The sequence below is a fragment of the Streptomyces griseoflavus genome (assembly GCF_014649995.1).
Classification (GTDB): Bacteria; Actinomycetota; Actinomycetes; order Streptomycetales; family Streptomycetaceae; genus Streptomyces; species Streptomyces griseoflavus.
In genome coordinates, this window is record NZ_BMUC01000004.1 from 81,924 (window position 1) to 99,789 (window position 17,866).

Here is a 17,866-nt window from a genome sequence, read left to right on the forward strand (position 1 = left end):
AGCGGGCGTCGGCCTGTCTGGCTCGGCGACCGGTTGTGCTGTCCGGCATCGGTCCGCGTTGTGTGAACGGTGCCGGGGCGGTTGTCCGCCTGAGCGGCGGAAGAAATATCTGGTGATGGCGCTTCCCCGAGCCGTGACACCGTGTGTCACGTGGCGTGGTCGCACCGGTTCCGGAGCTCCCCCAGAGGGGGTATCCCCACCGTCGGGCCGTTCAGCGTCCGCGTACGACGTACTGCCCGCGTACGTAGCAGTGAACACAGTGCGGCTTGGGGAGCTCCCGGAAGAATGTCTGTCCCGGACGGGGACACGAGGCACCTCGCCATGGTGGGGTCGGGTGCAGACTTGAGGTTAACACTACCGGATCCAACAAACATTCCCCCTCTCGAAATCCGGCAACCGTGTGTCAGGTGGCGAGCGGCAGCACGCTCGCTCCCTGCACGTCGAGGCTGAGCCGATTGGCGGCCCAGTCGTTGCCGGCCAGCGCTTCGACCTTGTCGGCGGTCTCCGCGTCCGCCAGCGCCATCACCGTGGGTCCGGCGCCGGAGATCACCGCGGGGACGCCGTCCCCGCGCAGCCGCTCCACCAGGGCCGCGCTCTCGGGCATGGCCGGGGCGCGGTACTCCTGGTGCAGTCGGTCCTCGGTGGCGGGCAGCAGCAGCTCGGGGCGCCTGGTCAGGGCCTCGACGAGCAGGGCGGCACGGCCCGCGTTGGTGGCGGCGTCGACGTGCGGCACGGTGCGCGGGAGCAGTCCGCGCGCGGTCTCGGTGAGGACCGGCTTCCCGGGCACGAAAACCACCGGAACGATGGAATCGGCGGGGTCCATCCTGATCGCGCGGGCCGCTCCGCGCTCCATCCAGGACAGGGTGAATCCGCCGAGCAGACAGGCGGCGACGTTGTCGGGGTGGCCCTCGATCTCGGTGGCCAGTTCGAGCAGCGCGGTGTCGTCGAGTTTGGCGTCGGCGCCTATCGTCACGGCGCGGGCGGCGACGATCCCGGCGCAGATGGCGGCCGAGGAGGAGCCGAGGCCCCGGCCGTGCGGGATGCGGTTGGCGCAGACGATCTCGAGGCCGCGCGGCTGTCCGCCGAGCAGGTCGAACGCGGTGCGCAGGGAACGTACGAGGAGGTGGCGCTCGTCCCGCGGGAGGGTCTCGCTGCCCTCACCCGCGATGTCGATGTGCAGCCCGGAGTCGGCCACCCGGACGACCACGTCGTCGTACAGCCCCAGCGACAGGCCGAAGGCGTCGAAGCCCGGGCCGAGGTTGGCGCTGGTGGCGGGGACGCGCACCCGGACGGCGGCGGCGCGGAAGGCGGGACCGGCCATCGCTCGAAGACTCTCCTTGAGCTGCGTGACTGCCGAATGACGCTCGACGGACATTCGATGGACATTCGATGACGTGCTGGAACCCTGGGGGCGCCGCCGACCGGGCCGGCCGACCGCTTCCCGGACGTTCCCGGCCGCTTTCCGGACCATGGGGACGACGCAGTGCCGCGGCATATGCGGCGGGCGGGTTCAGTACAGCCTATCGAAGGAAGGTTGACTGGCGACATAGGGCGCACAGGAGGCGCACGATGCGTGTCGAGAGCCCCTCGTGCACCCCCTGTCCTTGGCTTTCCCCGCTGGTGCCGCCTTACGCCGGTCGTGCCGAATTTCCGGTGATCACGCCGGTTTCCGGCGATCGTGCCCCGGTTTCCGGTCCCGTGCGCGCGTGACGGCCCCGGGCCCGGAGTGCGGAACGACGGCCACGCGCCGACGGGCCCGCCCGGACGGCCACGGCATCCCGGACGACCATGGCGCCGTCGGCACGGTCACCGCACCGCCGGCGCGGACCGGACACCGAAGCCCCGGACCGGGCCGCGGTGCCCGGGGACGGGCGGCGGGTACGGCCACGGCGGCCGGGGGCCGCCGCGGTGTCAGACGAGGCCGAGCCGCTCGGCGGCGGTCGCCGCGTCGACGGGGACGGTGACCGGCTGCGGCGCGCCCGCGACGGCCCAGTCCGGGTCCTTCAGGCCGTTCCCGGTGACCGTGCACACGATCCGCTGCCCCGGGTCGACCTTGCCCTGCTCGGCGGCCTTCAGCAGACCGGCGACGGACGCCGCGGACGCGGGCTCGACGAAGACGCCCTCCTGCGAGGCCAACAGCCGGTAGGCGCGCAGGATCTCACGGTCCGTCACCTCGTCGATGGCGCCGCCGGACTCGTCCCGCGCGGCGAGCGCGAGGTCCCAGGAGGCGGGGTTGCCGATGCGGATGGCGGTGGCGATCGTCGACGGGTCCTTGACCACCTCGCCGCGCACGATCGGCGCGCTGCCGGAGGCCTGGAAGCCCCACATGCGCGGCGTCCTGGTGCTGACCTTGTCGGCGGCGTACTCCTTGTACCCCTTCCAGTACGCGGTGATGTTGCCCGCGTTGCCCACCGGCAGCACGTGGATGTCGGGTGCGTCGCCCAGCATGTCCACGATCTCGAAGGCGGCGGTCTTCTGCCCCTCGATACGCACCGGGTTGACCGAATTGACCAGCGCCACGGGGTAGTTGTCGCTCAGCGCGCGCGCCAGCGTGAGGCAGTCGTCGAAGTTCCCGTCGACCTGGAGGATCTTCGCCCCGTGGACCAGCGCCTGGCCCATCTTGCCGAGCGCGATCTTGCCCTGCGGCACCAGGACGGCGGAGACCATGCCGGCGCGGACGCCGTACGCGGCGGCGGAGGCGGAGGTGTTGCCGGTGGAGGCGCAGATGACGGCCTTCGCGCCCTCCTCCTTGGCCTTGCTGATGGCCATGGTCATGCCGCGGTCCTTGAAGGACCCGGTGGGGTTCGCACCCTCGACCTTCAGGTGCACCTCGCAGCCCGTGCGCTCGGAGAGCACCTGCGCGGGCACGAGCGGCGTGCCGCCCTCCCGGAGCGTCACGACCGGCGTGGTGTCGGATACCGGCAGCCGGTCCCGGTACTCCTCGATGATTCCGCGCCACTGGTGGGTCATTGCTCGTTACTCCCCTTCAACCCGCATGATGCTGGCGACACCACGCACGGTGTCGAGCTTGCGCAACGTCTCGACGGTCCCCCCGAGGGCCGCGTCGGACGCACGGTGCGTGACGACGACGAGCGACGCCTCGCCGTCCTTGCCCTGCTGGCGAACCGTATCGATCGAGACACCGTGCTCCGCGAACACGGTGGCGACCTGGGCGAGAACACCCGGTTTGTCGGCCACGTCGAGGCTGATGTGGTAGCGCGTGACGACCTCGCCCATCGGCGAGACGGGCAGCGCCGCGTACGCCGACTCGCCGGGCCCGGTGGCCCCGCTGATCCGGTTGCGCCCCACGGCGACCAGGTCGCCCAGCACGGCGGAGGCGGTCGGCGCGCCACCCGCGCCGGGCCCGTAGAACATCAGCTGCCCGGCGGCGTCGGACTCCACGAACACCGCGTTGTAGGCGCCCCGCACCGAGGCCAGCGGGTGGCTGAGCGGAATCATCGCCGGATGCACCCGCGCGGTGACCGACGCACCGTCGCCGGCCCGCTCGCAGATGGCGAGCAGCTTGATGGTGCAGCCCATCTCCTTGGCGGAGGCGAAGTCGGCGGCGGTGACCTCGGTCATGCCCTCACGGTGCACGTCGTCCAGGCGCACCCGCGTGTGGAAGGCGATCCCGGCGAGGATGGCGGCCTTCGCGGCGGCGTCGAAGCCCTCGACGTCGGCGGTGGGGTCGGCCTCGGCATAGCCGAGCGCGGTGGCCTCGTCGAGGGCCTCCTGGTAGCCGGCGCCCGTGGTGTCCATCTTGTCGAGGATGAAGTTGGTGGTGCCGTTGACGATGCCCAGCACCCGGTTGACCTTGTCGCCGGCGAGCGACTCGCGCAGCGGGCGGATCAGCGGGATGGCGCCGGCGACGGCGGCCTCGTAGTAGAGGTCCCTGCCGTGCTCCTCGGCGGCGGCGTGCAGCGCGGCGCCGTCCTGGGCGAGCAGCGCCTTGTTCGCGGAGACCACGGAGGCGCCGTGCTCGAAGGCGGTGGTGATGAGCGCCCGGGCGGGCTCGATCCCGCCGATGACCTCCACGACGATGTCGAGGTCGCCGCGTTTGACGAGGGCGGTGGCGTCGGTCGTCACCAGGGCGGGGTCGATGCCCTCGCGCACCTTGTCGGGCCGCCGCACGGCCACGCCCGCCAGCTCCACCGGAGCCCCGATGCGGGCGGCGAGGTCGTCGGCGTGCGTCGTCATGATGCGCGCCACCTCTGAGCCGACCACACCACAGCCCAGCAGCGCCACCTTCAGCGGACGCGTACGCATCATCCGACCTCGTTTCCTGATAACCGTCTCGGTTGCACCAGTCTCACTCACCGGACGCAACTTTCTGCGTTATGTCCGGATCGTGAGACATCTATTTCATTTCCATGACCGTAAATGCCGAAGATCTTCCTTCGGCCGATCATGTCCCCGGTCGCCGGCGCCGACCGGGCGCCAGGCCCCGGGCCCCATGCCCCGGGCCCCGGCACCGCTCACCCGACGTCGAGCCTGAGCAGGTCCTCCTCGGTCTCCCGCCGGACGATCACCCGCGCCTCGCCGTCCCGGACCGCGACCACGGGCGGACGCAGCACATGGTTGTAGTTGCTGGCCATGGACCGGCAGTACGCCCCGGTCGCCGGCACGGCGAGGAGGTCGCCCGGCGCCAGGTCCCCCGGCAGGAAGGCGTCCTTCACCACGATGTCACCGCTCTCGCAGTGCTTGCCCACGACCCGGCACAGCACCGGCTCGGCGTCCGACACCCGGGAGGCGAGGGAAACGCTGTACTCGGCGTCGTACAACGCGGTGCGGATGTTGTCCGACATCCCGCCGTCGACGGAGACGTACGTCCGCAGCCCGTCGAGCGGCTTGACGGTGCCGACCTCGTACAGCGTGAAAGCGGTCGGCCCGACGATGGCACGCCCGGGCTCCACGGAGATCCGCGGCGTACGCAGCCGCGCGGACTCGCACTCCCGGGTCACGATCTCGGTCAGCGCCTTGGCGATCTCGTGCGGCTCCCGCGGATCGTCGTCACTGGTGTACGCGATGCCGAGCCCGCCCCCGAGGTCGATCTCGGGCAGCTCCACCCCGTGCTCGTCACGGATGTCCCTGAGCAGCCCCACCACCCGGTGCGCGGCGACCTCGAACCCCGACATGTCGAAGATCTGCGACCCGATGTGCGAGTGGATCCCGATCAGCTCCAGCCCGTCCAGCGTCAGCGCGCGCCGCACGGCCTCGGCGGCCTGCCCGCCCGCCAGCGGGATCCCGAACTTCTGGTCCTCGTGGGCGGTGGCGATGAACTCGTGCGTGTGCGCCTCGACCCCCACGGTGACGCGGATCTGCACCCGCTGCCGCACACCGAGCTCCTGCGCGATGTGCGCGACCCGCACGATCTCCTGGAACGAGTCGAGCACGATCCGCCCGACCCCGGCCCCGACGGCCCGCCGGATCTCACCGACGGACTTGTTGTTGCCGTGGAAGGCGATCCGCTCGGCGGGCATCCCCGCCGACAGCGCGGTGGCCAGCTCCCCGCCCGAGCACACGTCCAGGTTCAGGCCCTCGTCGTGCAGCCACCGCACCACGGCCCGGGACAGGAACGCCTTGCCGGCGTAGAACACGTCCGCGTCGTCCCCGAACGCGGTGCGCCAGGCCCGCGCCCGGGCCCGGAAGTCGTCCTCGTCGAGGAAGTAGGCGGGCGTGCCGAACTCCTCGGCCAGCCGCTTGACGTCGATCCCGCCGACGGTGAGCACACCGTGCTCGTCCCGTCCGACGGTCTGCGCCCACACCTTGGGGTCGACGGCGTTGAGATCGGCGGGCGGCGCGGAGTAGTGCCCCTCGGGGAGGACGTCGGCGTGACGGGGCCCGGCGGGGTGTGCGGAACGGCTCATGATGTTCTCTGGGCTCTCTCAGAGGTGGTCGGGTGCGTCGATGCCGAGCAGGGACAGGCCACCGGCCAGCACCGCCCCGGCGGCCGCGGCGAGGCCGAGCCGGGCACGGTGGGCGGCCGAGGGTTTCTCCTCACCCAACGGCAGCACGGCAGGGAACAGAGGCAGCGCGGCATCGGCGACGGTCACCAGATGCCGGGCGAGCCGGTCGGGCGCGCGGTGCGCGGCGGCGGCCTCGAGGACCCGGGGATGGTCGGCGAGGGCCCGGAGCAGCGCCCGCGCCTCCCACGCATCCTGCGGCTCCTGCGCCCCCTGCACGTCGACGGTCCCCGGCTCGGGCTCGAACCCGAGATCCGCGGCGTTCCGCAGGAGCGCCCGGCTGCGGGCATGCGCGTACCGCACCCGGAACAACGGATTGCTCTCCCGCTGCACCAGGTGCTCGTCCCCGATCCGCGGCCGGTCGTGCGGCGCGGGATGCAGCAGCGCCCAGCGGGCGGCGTCACGCCCCAGGGACAGCGGATCGGCGGGGGCGGGGACGGGCCGGATGTCGACGGGGGCGCCGTCCTGGCCGCGCTCGCTGCCCGGGTCGCCCTGGGCATGCGGCTCGACACACACTCCCAGCACACTCCCCCACTCCGCGTCGAGCGACCCCGCGCAACTAATCCGCACGACAGCCCCCTGCGACCGCAGAAGACGAGCCACAACATCGAGATGCACGACCGCCCGCACCTCACGGGCCGCACGAAGACGTACGACGCCGCCCTCCCCCTGCCCGGCGAACGGCTCGCGGTACCCGTACCGGACCCCGTCCCGCAGAACCTCGCTCACAAGCCGGGCGCCGGCATCGGTGCCCCGCACCGAGAAGTTGATGAACCCGGGCCCGGTGACCACGACCTCACCGATCCCCCCGGCACCCACGAGACGCGCTCGCAGCAGCTCGGCAACCCGCAGCGCCGGCTGCCCGGCCGGACGGGCGAGCTGAAGGGCGACATTGGTGGCGTAGTCCCCGTACCCCCCGGGCCCCGGAGGCGCGACCCGCACCCGCTCGGGCACGTCCACGCCCAGCTCCCCCTCCTCGACGGCACGGCGCACCGCGTGCAGCACGGTGCGGGAGAGCTCGGCGGGGGTCACGGGACAAGCGTAGGGGAGGAGGGGGGTGGGTAGGCGAACGAGTTGGGCCGCATCCCGGCATGTGGACGCCCGTGGACACCCCTTCCGTCACCCTCCGGCATGCCCCGCCGCGGCCTCGGCGTCCCCCGGCCCACGGACCCTCCCGAGAGGATCCACGATCAACTCGCGAACCAGCCGGACAAGTTCCTGAGGATCGAAGGGCTTGGCAAGAAAAGCGTCCACCCCGACATCGAGCCCGCTGTCGACCTCGTACTGACTGCACGCGCTGACGATGACGAGCGGAATGTCACGCGTACGCGGATCGGACCGCAGCCGTCCGGCAGTCCTCAGCCCGTCCAGCCGCGGCATGACGACATCCAGGGTGACGAGGTCGGGCCGCACCTGATGGACGACTTCCAGACACTCGGCACCATCGGCCGCGGTCACGACCTCGATGCCCTCCAGCTCGAGGTTGACCCTGATCAACTGCCGGATGACCTTGTTGTCGTCCACAACAAGAACCCGGCCCGATGCGCCTGGCACACATCGAGAGTAGGTCGGGACCAGCCACCGCGTCCCGCGTTTCCCCACTTCCACCCCCACCGGGCGACACCCCGCCCCCGCCCTCCTGCGAAAACGGTTCCTGACCACCCCACGGGAACTGGTAGTGTTCTACCCGTCGCCGCGATCACCACGCGGGAGACACGCCCCCGTAGCTCAGGGGATAGAGCAACGGCCTCCGGAGCCGTGTGCGCAGGTTCGAATCCTGCCGGGGGCACTTCGCATGAGGTGCCCAAAGACCCCGCCATCAGCGCTTTCGCTGAGGACGGGGTCTTCGCGTGTGTGCAGCCGTATGCCACTCGGAGTGGCCGTATGTCAGACGCTGTGGACTATGCGTGGACTGGCTGCAGAGCAGAAATCCGCAGGTCAGCCCCGAAAAACGACGAGGCCCTCGGACTGTGGTCCAGGGGCCATCATGTCGTAGGTGCACGTGTCGGAGGTGCGTCGGGATCAGGTCCCGTCGCCGTGCGAGTCTCCGTGGTCGTCGTCCTCGCCGAGGAGTGCAGCGATCCGACGGCTGGCGACGTCCTGGCGGCCGTCGAGGCACTTGGCATACCGGCTCAGGAGCACTTCGACTCGGAGCATACAAACGAGGCGGGGCGGAATCGGAACGATGCGGGTCTCATTCGCGGGCCGGTTCTTGAGCCCGCGGTTGTCGTGCACCTCCCCCGTTCCGGTCCACCGCGTGCCGACCGTAGGACGGCTCTTCAGCAGGATCAACGAGCCCCACCCCGTGTCCGGCAGTGTGCAGTCGGGACGACGCAGGGCCACGGCTTCCGCCGGCCGCAGCCCTCCGAAGTACATTCAGGCGAAGAGTGCGACAAGCCGGCGCCCACGGGCCCGCCGGTACCCACCGACGTACGAGACAGCCCCAAGGAGTTCGGTTGCCTGCCGAGGGTTCACCACGACTCGGCGGTCAACTTCCTTGGACACCTTCGGCAGCTTCCATTTCACGAGCGTGACCGGGTTCTCCGAGACCTCCCCCAGCTCGACCGCGTACGCCAGGGCGTTGAAGAGGACGGCCCGCTTACGCCGCACCGTCTCAGCAGCCGCCGGGGCGCCGGAAAGGGTGAGCTTGAGCGAGTCAAGGCGGCTCCGTAAGTTGTTGGGTGGCCCGACCGGCGCCCGTGCCGCGCGCACAGCAATCAGCGCTTACGCCAGAGAAGGGGTCCGTCGTGGCTGGGGGTCGGCTCCACGGCTTTACGGTGGCTTTACGGAGCCACTTTGGGGCGAGCCTCGAAGATCACGGCCCCAACGTCGTGCTTTACCGGGCAGGTCCCAGACTGCCCGACTCGCCGGAAGCTTACGGGGCCATGATCACTCGCGCCAAAGCAGCTCCCGGCCAAAGTCGCTCCGTAAGTTGGTTGGCGGTCCGGAAGAGTGGGGTGTGGCTTTGAAGTCCCTTGCCCCCGGTGGCTCCGGTGGAGTGGCCGCCCCGCTCTTCGGGACGCCTGGCCGCTGATTGAGATCTGCGCTCTTGATCGCTGTTTACGGAGCTGACGGCGGGTGTTCCTCGGGCCGAACGGCATGCTGTCTGAACCGAGGAGACGCCCATGGCCAAGCAGCTGACCCGCCTCTGGGTCGGGATCGACGCCGGTAAAGCCCATCACTGGCTCGCCGCGGTCGACGACACCGGGGCAACGATCTGGAGCAAGAAGGTCCTCAACGACGAGGGCGCGATTCTGACCGCCCTAGGTGAGATCCTCGCCCTCGCCGAGCAGGTGCACTGGGCCGTTGACATCGCCGGCACGGCATCTGCGCTGTTGCTGGCCTTACTCGCTGCCCATGGCCAACAGGCCGTCTACGTTCCCGGCCGGACGGTCAAACGGATGTCCGGGTCCTACCGCGGTGAAGCGAAAACCGACGCCCGGGACGCCTACGTGATCGCCGACACCGCCCGTCTGCGGCGGGACTTCGCCTCCATCGACGTCCCCGCCCAGTTGGCAGCCGATCTGGCTCTGCTGACCGCCCACCGCACCGACCTGATTGCTGACCGCGTCCGGATGCTCAACCGGCTCCACGTCACCGGAATCTTCCCTGCTCTGGAACGGTCCTTCGACTACGCCGATCACAAAGGCGCGCTCATCCTGCTCACCCGCCACCAGAGCCCTGCAGCCATACGGCGGCACGGTCAAGCCCGCCTCACCGCCTGGCTCAAGGGACGCAACGTCCGCAACGCCGACGCAGTCGCCGCCACCGCTCTGCAGGCCGCCAGGACTCAGCACACCACGCTGCCGGGCCAAGATGTCGCGGCCAGCATCGTCGCTGACATCGCCACGCAGCTCCTCGCCCTGGGCGACCGGCTCAGGCACATCGACCAGGAGATTTGGCAGACCTTCCGCACCCACCCCCAGGCCCACATCATCGAGTCTCTGCCGGGCATGGGCCCCATCCTGGGAACCGAGTTCATCGTCTCAGCCGGTGACCTGAGCACCTACGCCGACGCAGGCCGCCTCGCCACCGCCGCCGGCCTCGTGACCGTTCCACGTGACTCCGGCCGCCGCACCGGCAAGCTCCACCGCCCCAAGCGCTACAGCCGACGCCTGCGCCGTGTCTTCTATCTGTCCGCCCAGACCAGCATCATCCGCGAAGGCCCCAACCGCGACTACTACCTGAAGAAGCGGGCCGAGGGCTGCAAGCACGTCCAGGCCGTCATCGCCCTCGCCCGCCGACGTGTTGACGTCCTATGGGCCCTCCTGCGTGACGGCAGACTTTTCACCGTCCATCCACCTGTCGCCCAGGCCGCTTAAACGCGGCAGCGCGCCCCGCCTACCTGGCGATAGCCTCCGGGCCAAACCAGGAAGGTGGGTCCAGTGGGCTTCGACGCAGAACGCTCAGCGCGCATCGCTGCCATGCAGGTACGCGCCCGGCCCGTCTGGGAGGCAACCGGCGACAGGGACGCGCTCCAGCAGTTCCTCAAGGACAACGGGTGTCACGGAGTGGAAGCCGTGTTCGTGACCATGGGCCTGCTGAACTGCGATCTTGCCGAAGCCCAACGAGTCTTCTTCAACGCTCCATGCCGGGACGCCGAGCGCCGCTTCCACAACCAAGCCATGGACCTGCTCGAAGAGGCCGCCAACACCGATCTCTGACAGCGCCACCGGCCGACGGAGCCTCTTGACTCAGCCATTAAGACTCCACCGACCTTGCATTCGCACGGCGAGGGGTCGGGGTTGTAACCGATAGCGAGAAGGATCAGACAGCGCCGTGTTCATCACTGCGCTTTTTGATCTTTTCCTCGCTCAACAGCCGAAACAGATCCTTACTGTCGAGGTTGTCAAGGAAAAGGCCTGGAAAGCCAAGATCCGAGCTCACCCTGTGCACAAGTTCGCGCACATAGGGATGGAGTGTCGCGAGAACAATTACATCCCCGTACGTAGACGCCATGTCTTCCGTTACGTCGTCCAAGTCGTGCTCATATCCGGCCTGGAACTCACACGCGATACGGAAAACTTCGTCTTCGTCCGCTAGAGCCTTCACTTCATACTGCACTGCGAAAGTGATGGATTTAGCTCCGAGCGACACGGTTGGACGCAGTTCCGCGACTACGCTGTATGGCGGGTCGGGTTTCCGGTCAAAAACCTTCGCCTCAAGAGAGTTGAGCCGGATTCCCTGCAGATAGGCAGATTCATGCAACACCGAAGCAAGGCGTAGCGATTCCGCATATTCGGCTTGCGTCTGCATTTCAGCGATTCACACCCTCACGGCGCAGTGCATACACCGCAGAAGACCAAGAAGAACTTCCGGTGAACGTAGCGTCTGCTCCATCCACAGACCACGCGGCATGGACACTGCTACGCTCACGCCGGACGGCTCCCACTGCGTACGCATTACTGAAACGCCAGTCGCCTCCGTCATCCTTTAGTCGAACGTCAAGTCGGCAACCTACTGCTCTGGCATAGCGCTGCATGGTCGACAGACGCGGATCCGTGCCACCCGATTCAAGCTCAGAAACTGCAGATTGAGTAGTTTCCATGCGCTCCGCAACGGCGGCCTGACTAATCTTTCGCGCCTTACGCCGGGCAACCATTCGGCGAAGTAGTGAACTGCGGCTGCGCGCATCCTCGAAGGCAGCCTCGAACTCGGGATGCGCCAGTTCCTCCCCGATCAGCTCATCGAGGTCATCCAGCTCGTCTCGGTTCATGACACCCCTTGAGTCTAGTCGCGTACTGTCCAGTCCTTCAGTCTCTCGATCGCCAGATCTTTTGCTGCCTTGGGAAGCTTCCTGTCTTTCTTATTGATGACATGAAGGGCAAGGAGCACTTGATCATGACTGCCGACCGGTGAGTATAGAAGTCGGTAAGTGCAGTCACCGAAGAAAACACGGACGGCGAAAATGCCATTGCCGACCGATTCCTGTTCGTACGGCATGTGCTCTTGCCTTACGACACGCTTCATCGCTTCAAGGATAGCCGCACGGGCCCCCACCCCAAGGCTCTTAAGATCCTCTCGAACAACATCTTTGTCGTTACGGGTCTTGTAGAACCGCCATCGCCGACTGGTCAGACTGCCCCCTCCCGTAGATGCACTCCAGCACTACGGAGGCGCTGTGTACCACCACACGCGGCTCCCCGCCCCTTGGCTGCGTAAGGGGAGTGTAGCTGTGAGTTACCTCCACGGAAGGGACTTGGTTGACTATCTCGAGAGTATCGGCTAGGACCGATGACCGCAAGCTACGTACTGTTGTTTTCCCTTCACTAAAGGTGATGCTCCTCTGGCTGGGTGCCGGTCAGAACGGATGTCCGACAGGCCTAGATCTGCGCACTCGAGGCAGTGCCTTGACTCACATGGGTACGTCGACACCGTCGGAATCACTCATTCCTGTTAGCGCCGTGGGCAACGGCGCAACCTGCTGCCCTGCGCGTGGCCGCAGCGTCCTGACGTTCACAAGTGACATCAACAGCAGGGACACCCAGCAGCCTCGCGCGGCACCAGTGCATGAGGCAGGCCGCGGCCAGACCGAGTAGAGAACGAACTCCAAAAGCGCGTGTCGGGGACCTACGTCATTCCGAACGGTGCTGAGCGAACACCTGCTGCCGCTCGTCCGTCCCAGGTGGCCGGCCGAGAGAAGGGCAGGCTTCGGGCAAGGCCCGAGTGGTCGGACGGCTCCCGGCTGACCTTGTTCACCACGATCCCCGAAAGCATCGGCCCTCGACCGTCGTCGTTGCGGTGGTAGCCGTGTCAGCCGGCCTGACCGACGGCGATGCCTGCGATGACGGATGTTCCGCACGTCGGGCGGGGGCGGACAGTCCAGGTGGTGGCGAGGTGGTTGACGAGGAGCAGGCCCCGGCCGTTCTCGGCTTCCGCGTCCGGGCAAGCCAGGAGGGGCTTGCCGGTGCCGGGGTCGGAGACGGCGAGCCAGTAGTGCCCGTCGGCCGGCCATAGGACGAGTTCGATGACGTCTTCGTCGTCCCGGCGGGCGCCGTGGCGGATGGCGTTGGTGACCAACTCGGAGGTCAGGAGACCGAGGTCGTCTCCGAGGCGCGGGCGGAAGACGTGAGGCAGGGAGGCAGCGACGGCGTTACGGGCTCGCCGTACAGAGGTGGGATGGGCGGGGAAGTGCCAGTGGACGGGTACGAGGGGAATCTCGGACATGGCGAACTCCGTGGTTGTGCGTGGGATTTGGGCTCGCCGGTGGCCTACCGCCCTGGGCGCGGGCGCACCCGCTCCAGGGCAGGCGGGCATGCTCGCGCGGTGCGCTTCCGGCATCGCTTTGTGTAACTTGCGCGATACTGACGGTAGAGCAGGTGGTGGCAAATTTGCCACGCTCTCAAGAGAATTCACCATAGAGAGGTACGACGGCCTCGGAGCCTCACCGAGCGGCCTCTGCCAAAGGGAAGGAACCCCATGCCCCCGAGGACGACCCCCACAGAACGGCAGAGGCGACTGGGTAGTGAGCTGCGGCGCATCCGCACCGGGGCAGGGATGTCCGCGGAGTTCGCTGCAGGGCTACTGGGCGTGGACCGAGGGAAGATCTCCAACATCGAATCCGGAGTCAGGGGCATCAGCGCCGACCGACTGCGTACCTTGGCCTGTAACTGCGACGTGACCGATGAGGCGTACATCGAGGCGCTCGTCGAGATGGCGCAAGCGACTACCGGCTGGTGGGAACGCTACCGAGGCATCCTGCCCCAAGGCCTTCTGGACATCGCGGAGACGGAGAGCAACGCCGTGCGCATGCGAGGCGCCAACACCGTGCATGTACCCGGCGTGCTCCAGACATCGGAACAGGCGATGGCCATCTTCCGAGCCGCGGTTCCCGCCTTGCCCGAGCACGAGGTCGCTCTGCGACTGGCGCTGCGTTCGGAACGCCAGCAGGTGATCACCGGCGACAGGGCGGTCCCATACGTCGCGGTCATCCACGAGGCTGCACTGCGCATGCAGTTCGGCGGTACCGAAGTGGCCCGTGACCAGTTGGAGCATCTCCTGGAGGTCTCCGAGCGGGACAACGTCACCGTGCTCGCCCTGCCCTTCAGCCGCGGCGCCTTCCCGGGCGCCGGGCAGACGGTCGTCCACATCGAAGGGCCCGTACCGCAGCTCGATACGGTGCAGGTGGACAGTTCCCACGGCCCCACCTTCCTGCACGCCGACGGCCAGTTGGCGAAATACCGGGCACAGCTCGACCTGTTGGAACGTCTGGCTCTGTCACCGGAGCAGTCCAGGGATTTCATTCGTGACATCTCGCGCCAACTATGAGGAGTAACCATGCCCGACATCACGTGGGAAGCCCCGTTCTGCGCCGAGGGCAGCTCCTGCTTCCGCCTGGGCACCGACGCCGACGGCAACGGGTACATAGCCGTTGCCGGCCAGGAGGAGCGTTACCTCACCGACTCCATCGACGCCCTGCGCACGCTCATCACCGACATCAAGGCCGGCAAGGCCGACCATTTGATGTAGCTCGCCACGCGCCATGCTGCTGGTCCCTCGTGGCTGCTTGATGCGGCCCACAGGCTCGGTCTGCAGTCGCGAGGGCGGGGTGACGAAGGGCATGGTCCGGGACACAGGGAGCTTCGCTCCCGCTTACACTCTGCCGGTTGCCGGCCCAGCTCGAAACATCGGGGGTAGTCGCTCTGCATGACGGAGCAGCGATGGCCGGGGAATGAGGGGACGCCTTCGGGGCGTCGACGCCGGGTGTGGCGCTGGCTGGTGGTGCTCGCCTACACGCTTGCGGTGGCTGGGCTGGCTGCGGTGTTCTGGCATGGGGTGAGGGGCAAGTCATGGGACGACTCGTTGTCGTTCGCGCTGACCGTGACGGTGAGTGCGGTGGGCGGCCAGTGGATGGCCGCGTACGTGCGGCGGAAGGCTGGTCGTGGTGACGGCTGAGGGCCAGGTCATGGAAGTGGTTGCGCCGGCGGACGGCCCATCAGCTGTCGTCCGGTGTCCCGACTGGCGAACAGGTACCTGGGGCGAGGCGTTCACTCCTGCCAGGTTCCGTCGCGCATGATGACTCTCCCGCGGAGCTCCGGTTCCCCGCGCCACGCTCGTACGGTTCTCGGGGTCACGCGTACGTAGAGATGGGCACGCCCTTCCGTGCGTGGGTCCCACCCGAACTTGTCGGTGAACGCGTCCGCGGCGTCTCGGGGTACCTCCTTGTCCGGGAAGCATGCGGCTTCGCCCTGGAGGAGGAGTACGTCGAAGGTGTCCGGCAGGGCAAGGCGTACGCGGCGTTCGGCGCGGACGTTCCGTGCGGTCGCGGAGGTGGCGTTGGTACACATCCATACGGCTCGGCCGTCCCAGAGGAACCACAGCGGGACCTGGTGCGGGCCGTGATCGGGGTGGGCCGTGGACAGCCAGATGTCCCGCTCGGTGGTGAGGCGTGCCAGGGCGTCGCGCTTGCGCTCCGCCGTGGGGCGACGGGCCGGTTCCGTGGTCTGCATGACGACCGAACCTAGCCGAGTGGGCGGGTGTGCACCTGAGGCGCTGGACCTACTCCCGGCGACTGAGGAACAGCTCAGTGAGGGGCTCTTCGGGGAGCAGGTCCAGCACCGCTCGTCACGGGTGCGGTTGTTACGGCTCTGCCGGGGCCGGGATACCGGTGTCCAGGCCGTTCTCCGCGGCTCGGACCGCCGCCTCGGGGCGCTGGCCCGGGATGTGGTCGTCGACGACCGGCTTGCCCATCACGGCGGCGATGTGGTCCTGGAGCACCTTGCGTCGTTCCTCGAAGAAGGCGTCGAAGTCGTCGGCCCGCATCAGTGCGGGGTTCGCGAGGTGCGTGATGACGCGCTGTTCGACGCCCTCGGAGCTGGTTTCGGCGGCCTTGGCGAGGCGGTGCAGGTACTCGGACGGTGCGTGGCCGCCGATGATCCGGTTGGTGCGGGCGGTCAGCGGTGTCTTGTTGACGACGGAGTTGTAGACGGAGCGTTCGTAGCCGTTCTTCTGGCACCAGGCCTGGGGGAAGATGTGGTGGATGTCCATCGCCTCGTCGAAGTAGACGCTGACCTCCGCCTTCTCCCCCGTCCGCCAGTCCGCGGCGCCCGCCTTGAGCAGGAGGGCGTAGATGCCCTTGTAGGCGGCACTCTGCCGGGTGCGGAGGGTCAGCAGGCGGCTGGCCGCGAATTGGGCTTGGGTGACCGTGCGGGGTTCCTGGGTGGATCCGCGGATCCAGTCGACGACGTCGGGGAGGTCGAGGTTGAACCGGGTCTCGGTCGTGCCGCCGTACAACTCGCCGAAGACGCCGCACCAGTACCAGCGGGCCAGCTTCTCCTGCGCGCCCGCGGTCTCCGCGTCCTGGCCGGCGAGGGCGAAGATCGCGGCCAGGGGGATGAGTTGCGTGCCGTAGGGGAGGAAGCGCGTGTCGAAGACGAACTGCTGGCGGAGGAACTTGGCGGCGGCCTTGAAGCCGGCAACGACGTCGGGGGCGTAGCGCCGGTAGTCCTCCAGGTCGAGCGCGAGCATGTCCTTGCGTTTGCATCCGATGCGCGGCAGGCGCTCCTCGTCCGTGCCGGCGTCTTCCTCCCGGCGCCGCCGTTCGGCGGTGGCGAGGAGGGTGACCGCCTGGAGGAAGTCGGTGTTGGAGACGTCCTCCAGGATGGCGTATTCGGGCGCCTCCCAGGCGGATCGGCATTCGTTCCAGTGGCGCCGAAGGTCGAACTCGTCGGCGGCGTAGGTCGCAGTCAGCAGTTCGAAGACAGTGAGGGTGACGCCGCCCGTGTTGACCTTCTCGAAGACCTGGCACACCGCCTGGCGTGGGGTGCCCTTGCCGAGTTCGATGACCGGGAAGTGGTAGAGGTCGAAGGAGCGGATGAAGCCGTCGCGGAAGCGGTACCAGAGTTCCATCGCGTCCTGTGCGAATCCCCAGTGGCGGGCGAAGCCGTCGCCCCAGGAGTTGTCGAAGAGGCTCCGCAGCGGAAAGACACGGTGCTGGTACTCGAACTCCCGTGTCGAGTAATCCTCCAGAACCTCGCCACGGAAGTTGACCACCTGGCGTGAGAGTGGAACGAACCGGATGGCGTCCTCGCGGTCCTCGTTCTCGTCGAGTGCCTTGACCATGTCGACGTAGAACCAGCCTCGTACCCGGCGCTTGCGCTCGTCCTGGGTCTCCACCGGGCCGTCCATCGCGATCGACTGGAACAGCGAGGTGAGCCGCTGCTGGCCGTCGAGAACGAGCGACTCCGGTCGTGCACGCTCCCCAGGGACCGCTCCTTCGATCGGCCTGTACTTGAAGCGGACGTCACCGCCGCCCTCCAACAGCATCACCGTCCCGATCGGGTAGTTGAGGGAGACGGAAGCCAGCAGGCTCGCGATGTGGGGCCAGGGCCAGACCCAGCCGCGTTGGAACTCGGGCAACTGGATCTTCCCCGCTTCGACCTGGCCCAGCAGATCCCGCAGGGGCCGCTTGTCGATGCTGAAGGTCTCGGTCGCCACATGTCCTCCTCGGGCAGCACAACACGTTCCTCGGCGCTCGGTCACCGGGCCCGAGTGGCTGGGGGTGGGTTCGGTTCTGTCCGGCTCCTGTTCCCGCCGGTCCGCGGACCTGTGACTCGTGTCTCCCACAGTGCCTGAGGTAGGGCGCGTCAGTCTTCTTCTTGGTCATTTCGGTGGCATTCGGGGAGGTGCCGGCACCCGTCGTGGGTGGGCGTCGTGCAGGGGGTCGTGGTGGCCGAGTCTCGCGGTCAGTCGGGTGAGGTGGCCGCCTTCTTGAGGTTGTCGAGGAGTGCGCGCTCGGCCGGGGTGAACTGTGGGCCGGTGAGTTGGGGGCGGAGGGGGCCGAGGAGGGCGGTGAGGAGGGCTGGGGGGTGGGCGAGGGAGGTGGGTGGGGACTTGAGGGCGAGGACGTCGGTGAGGGCGGTGGCGGCGTGGAAGGAGCCGGTGGCGGTGCGGGAGAGGCGGCT

At 68.2% G+C, this 17,866-nt stretch carries 17 protein-coding genes, 1 tRNA gene and 2 pseudogenes; 6 read left to right on the forward strand and 14 right to left on the reverse strand.

Going from position 1 to position 17,866, the window contains the following annotated elements; all coding sequences use genetic code 11:
- Positions 1–403: 403 nt before the first annotated feature.
- The 6 genes from thrB to IE172_RS11300 all read right to left on the reverse strand — a co-directional run bounded on the left by thrB (position 404) and on the right by IE172_RS11300 (position 7,571).
- Positions 404–1,321 carry a homoserine kinase gene (gene thrB, locus IE172_RS11275; protein WP_190097034.1) on the reverse strand — a complete coding sequence of 306 codons (918 nt, stop codon included), beginning with the start codon at positions 1,319–1,321 and terminating at the stop codon, positions 404–406.
- 590 nt (positions 1,322–1,911) lie between these two features.
- Positions 1,912–2,970, reverse strand: a complete 1,059-nt coding sequence (gene thrC / locus IE172_RS11280; protein WP_190097035.1) for a threonine synthase — start codon at positions 2,968–2,970, stop codon at positions 1,912–1,914.
- A gap of 6 nt (positions 2,971–2,976) precedes the next feature.
- Positions 2,977–4,269: a homoserine dehydrogenase gene (locus IE172_RS11285; protein ID WP_190097036.1), complete on the reverse strand. Its 1,293-nt coding sequence runs from the start codon at positions 4,267–4,269 to the stop codon at positions 2,977–2,979.
- Between the two features lie 206 nt (positions 4,270–4,475).
- Positions 4,476–5,867: a diaminopimelate decarboxylase gene (gene lysA / locus IE172_RS11290; RefSeq protein WP_190097037.1), complete on the reverse strand. Its 1,392-nt coding sequence runs from the start codon at positions 5,865–5,867 to the stop codon at positions 4,476–4,478.
- Between the two features lie 18 nt (positions 5,868–5,885).
- Positions 5,886–6,995, reverse strand: coding sequence for an ArgS-related anticodon-binding protein NrtL (gene nrtL, locus IE172_RS11295; RefSeq protein ID WP_190097038.1), 1,110 nt, complete (start codon positions 6,993–6,995; stop codon positions 5,886–5,888).
- Positions 6,996–7,082: 87 nt separating this feature from the next.
- Complete coding sequence (locus tag IE172_RS11300; RefSeq protein WP_403382800.1) at positions 7,083–7,571, reverse strand: response regulator; 489 nt, start codon at positions 7,569–7,571, stop codon at positions 7,083–7,085.
- A 109-nt stretch (positions 7,572–7,680) separates the two neighbouring features.
- On the opposite strand from IE172_RS11300, the gene IE172_RS11305 reads away from it, so the two are divergent.
- Positions 7,681–7,752: transfer RNA gene (locus IE172_RS11305), tRNA-Arg, on the forward strand.
- 233 nt (positions 7,753–7,985) lie between these two features.
- Here the strand turns inward: IE172_RS11305 and IE172_RS35420 are convergent.
- Positions 7,986–8,639 (reverse strand): annotated as a pseudogene (locus IE172_RS35420) (site-specific integrase); the annotation flags it as partial.
- Positions 8,640–9,088: 449 nt separating this feature from the next.
- Here IE172_RS35420 and IE172_RS11315 point away from each other — a divergent pair.
- On the forward strand, positions 9,089–10,285 hold the full coding sequence (locus IE172_RS11315; RefSeq protein WP_190097039.1) for an IS110 family RNA-guided transposase: 1,197 nt from the start codon (positions 9,089–9,091) through the stop codon (positions 10,283–10,285).
- 63 nt (positions 10,286–10,348) lie between these two features.
- Entirely contained in the window at positions 10,349–10,627 is a 279-nt protein-coding gene (locus tag IE172_RS11320; RefSeq protein ID WP_190097040.1) for a hypothetical protein, read from the forward strand.
- 103 nt (positions 10,628–10,730) lie between these two features.
- Here IE172_RS11320 and IE172_RS11325 read toward each other — a convergent pair whose 3' ends face one another.
- The 4 genes from IE172_RS11325 to IE172_RS11340 form a co-directional block, all read right to left on the reverse strand.
- The gene (locus IE172_RS11325; RefSeq protein WP_190097041.1) at positions 10,731–11,219 is read right to left on the reverse strand and encodes a protein-export chaperone SecB; all 489 of its coding nucleotides are present in this window, start codon (positions 11,217–11,219) and stop codon (positions 10,731–10,733) included.
- A gap of 1 nt (position 11,220) precedes the next feature.
- On the reverse strand, positions 11,221–11,679 hold the full coding sequence (locus tag IE172_RS11330; RefSeq protein ID WP_190097042.1) for a helix-turn-helix domain-containing protein: 459 nt from the start codon (positions 11,677–11,679) through the stop codon (positions 11,221–11,223).
- A 14-nt stretch (positions 11,680–11,693) separates the two neighbouring features.
- Complete coding sequence (locus IE172_RS11335; protein ID WP_268253471.1) at positions 11,694–12,041, reverse strand: type II toxin-antitoxin system RelE/ParE family toxin; 348 nt, start codon at positions 12,039–12,041, stop codon at positions 11,694–11,696.
- A 675-nt stretch (positions 12,042–12,716) separates the two neighbouring features.
- Entirely contained in the window at positions 12,717–13,130 is a 414-nt protein-coding gene (locus tag IE172_RS11340) for an ATP-binding protein (protein ID WP_190097044.1), read from the reverse strand.
- 252 nt (positions 13,131–13,382) lie between these two features.
- Here IE172_RS11340 and IE172_RS11345 point away from each other — a divergent pair, with 252 nt between their 5' ends.
- The 3 genes from IE172_RS11345 to IE172_RS11355 all read left to right on the forward strand — a co-directional run bounded on the left by IE172_RS11345 (position 13,383) and on the right by IE172_RS11355 (position 14,858).
- Positions 13,383–14,231, forward strand: a complete 849-nt coding sequence (locus IE172_RS11345) for a helix-turn-helix domain-containing protein (protein WP_190097045.1) — start codon at positions 13,383–13,385, stop codon at positions 14,229–14,231.
- Positions 14,232–14,240: 9 nt separating this feature from the next.
- Positions 14,241–14,432, forward strand: coding sequence for a hypothetical protein (locus tag IE172_RS11350; protein ID WP_190097046.1), 192 nt, complete (start codon positions 14,241–14,243; stop codon positions 14,430–14,432).
- Between the two features lie 177 nt (positions 14,433–14,609).
- On the forward strand, positions 14,610–14,858 hold the full coding sequence (locus IE172_RS11355; RefSeq protein WP_190097047.1) for a hypothetical protein: 249 nt from the start codon (positions 14,610–14,612) through the stop codon (positions 14,856–14,858).
- A 92-nt stretch (positions 14,859–14,950) separates the two neighbouring features.
- On the opposite strand, the gene IE172_RS11360 is transcribed toward IE172_RS11355, so the two are convergent.
- The 3 genes and pseudogenes from IE172_RS11360 to IE172_RS34430 all read right to left on the reverse strand — a co-directional run.
- Positions 14,951–15,412, reverse strand: coding sequence for a pyridoxamine 5'-phosphate oxidase family protein (locus tag IE172_RS11360; protein ID WP_190097048.1), 462 nt, complete (start codon positions 15,410–15,412; stop codon positions 14,951–14,953).
- 130 nt (positions 15,413–15,542) lie between these two features.
- Complete coding sequence (locus IE172_RS11365) at positions 15,543–17,399, reverse strand: DUF262 domain-containing protein (RefSeq protein WP_190097049.1); 1,857 nt, start codon at positions 17,397–17,399, stop codon at positions 15,543–15,545.
- A 248-nt stretch (positions 17,400–17,647) separates the two neighbouring features.
- Positions 17,648–17,866 (reverse strand): annotated as a pseudogene (locus IE172_RS34430) (pyridine nucleotide-disulfide oxidoreductase); the annotation flags it as partial.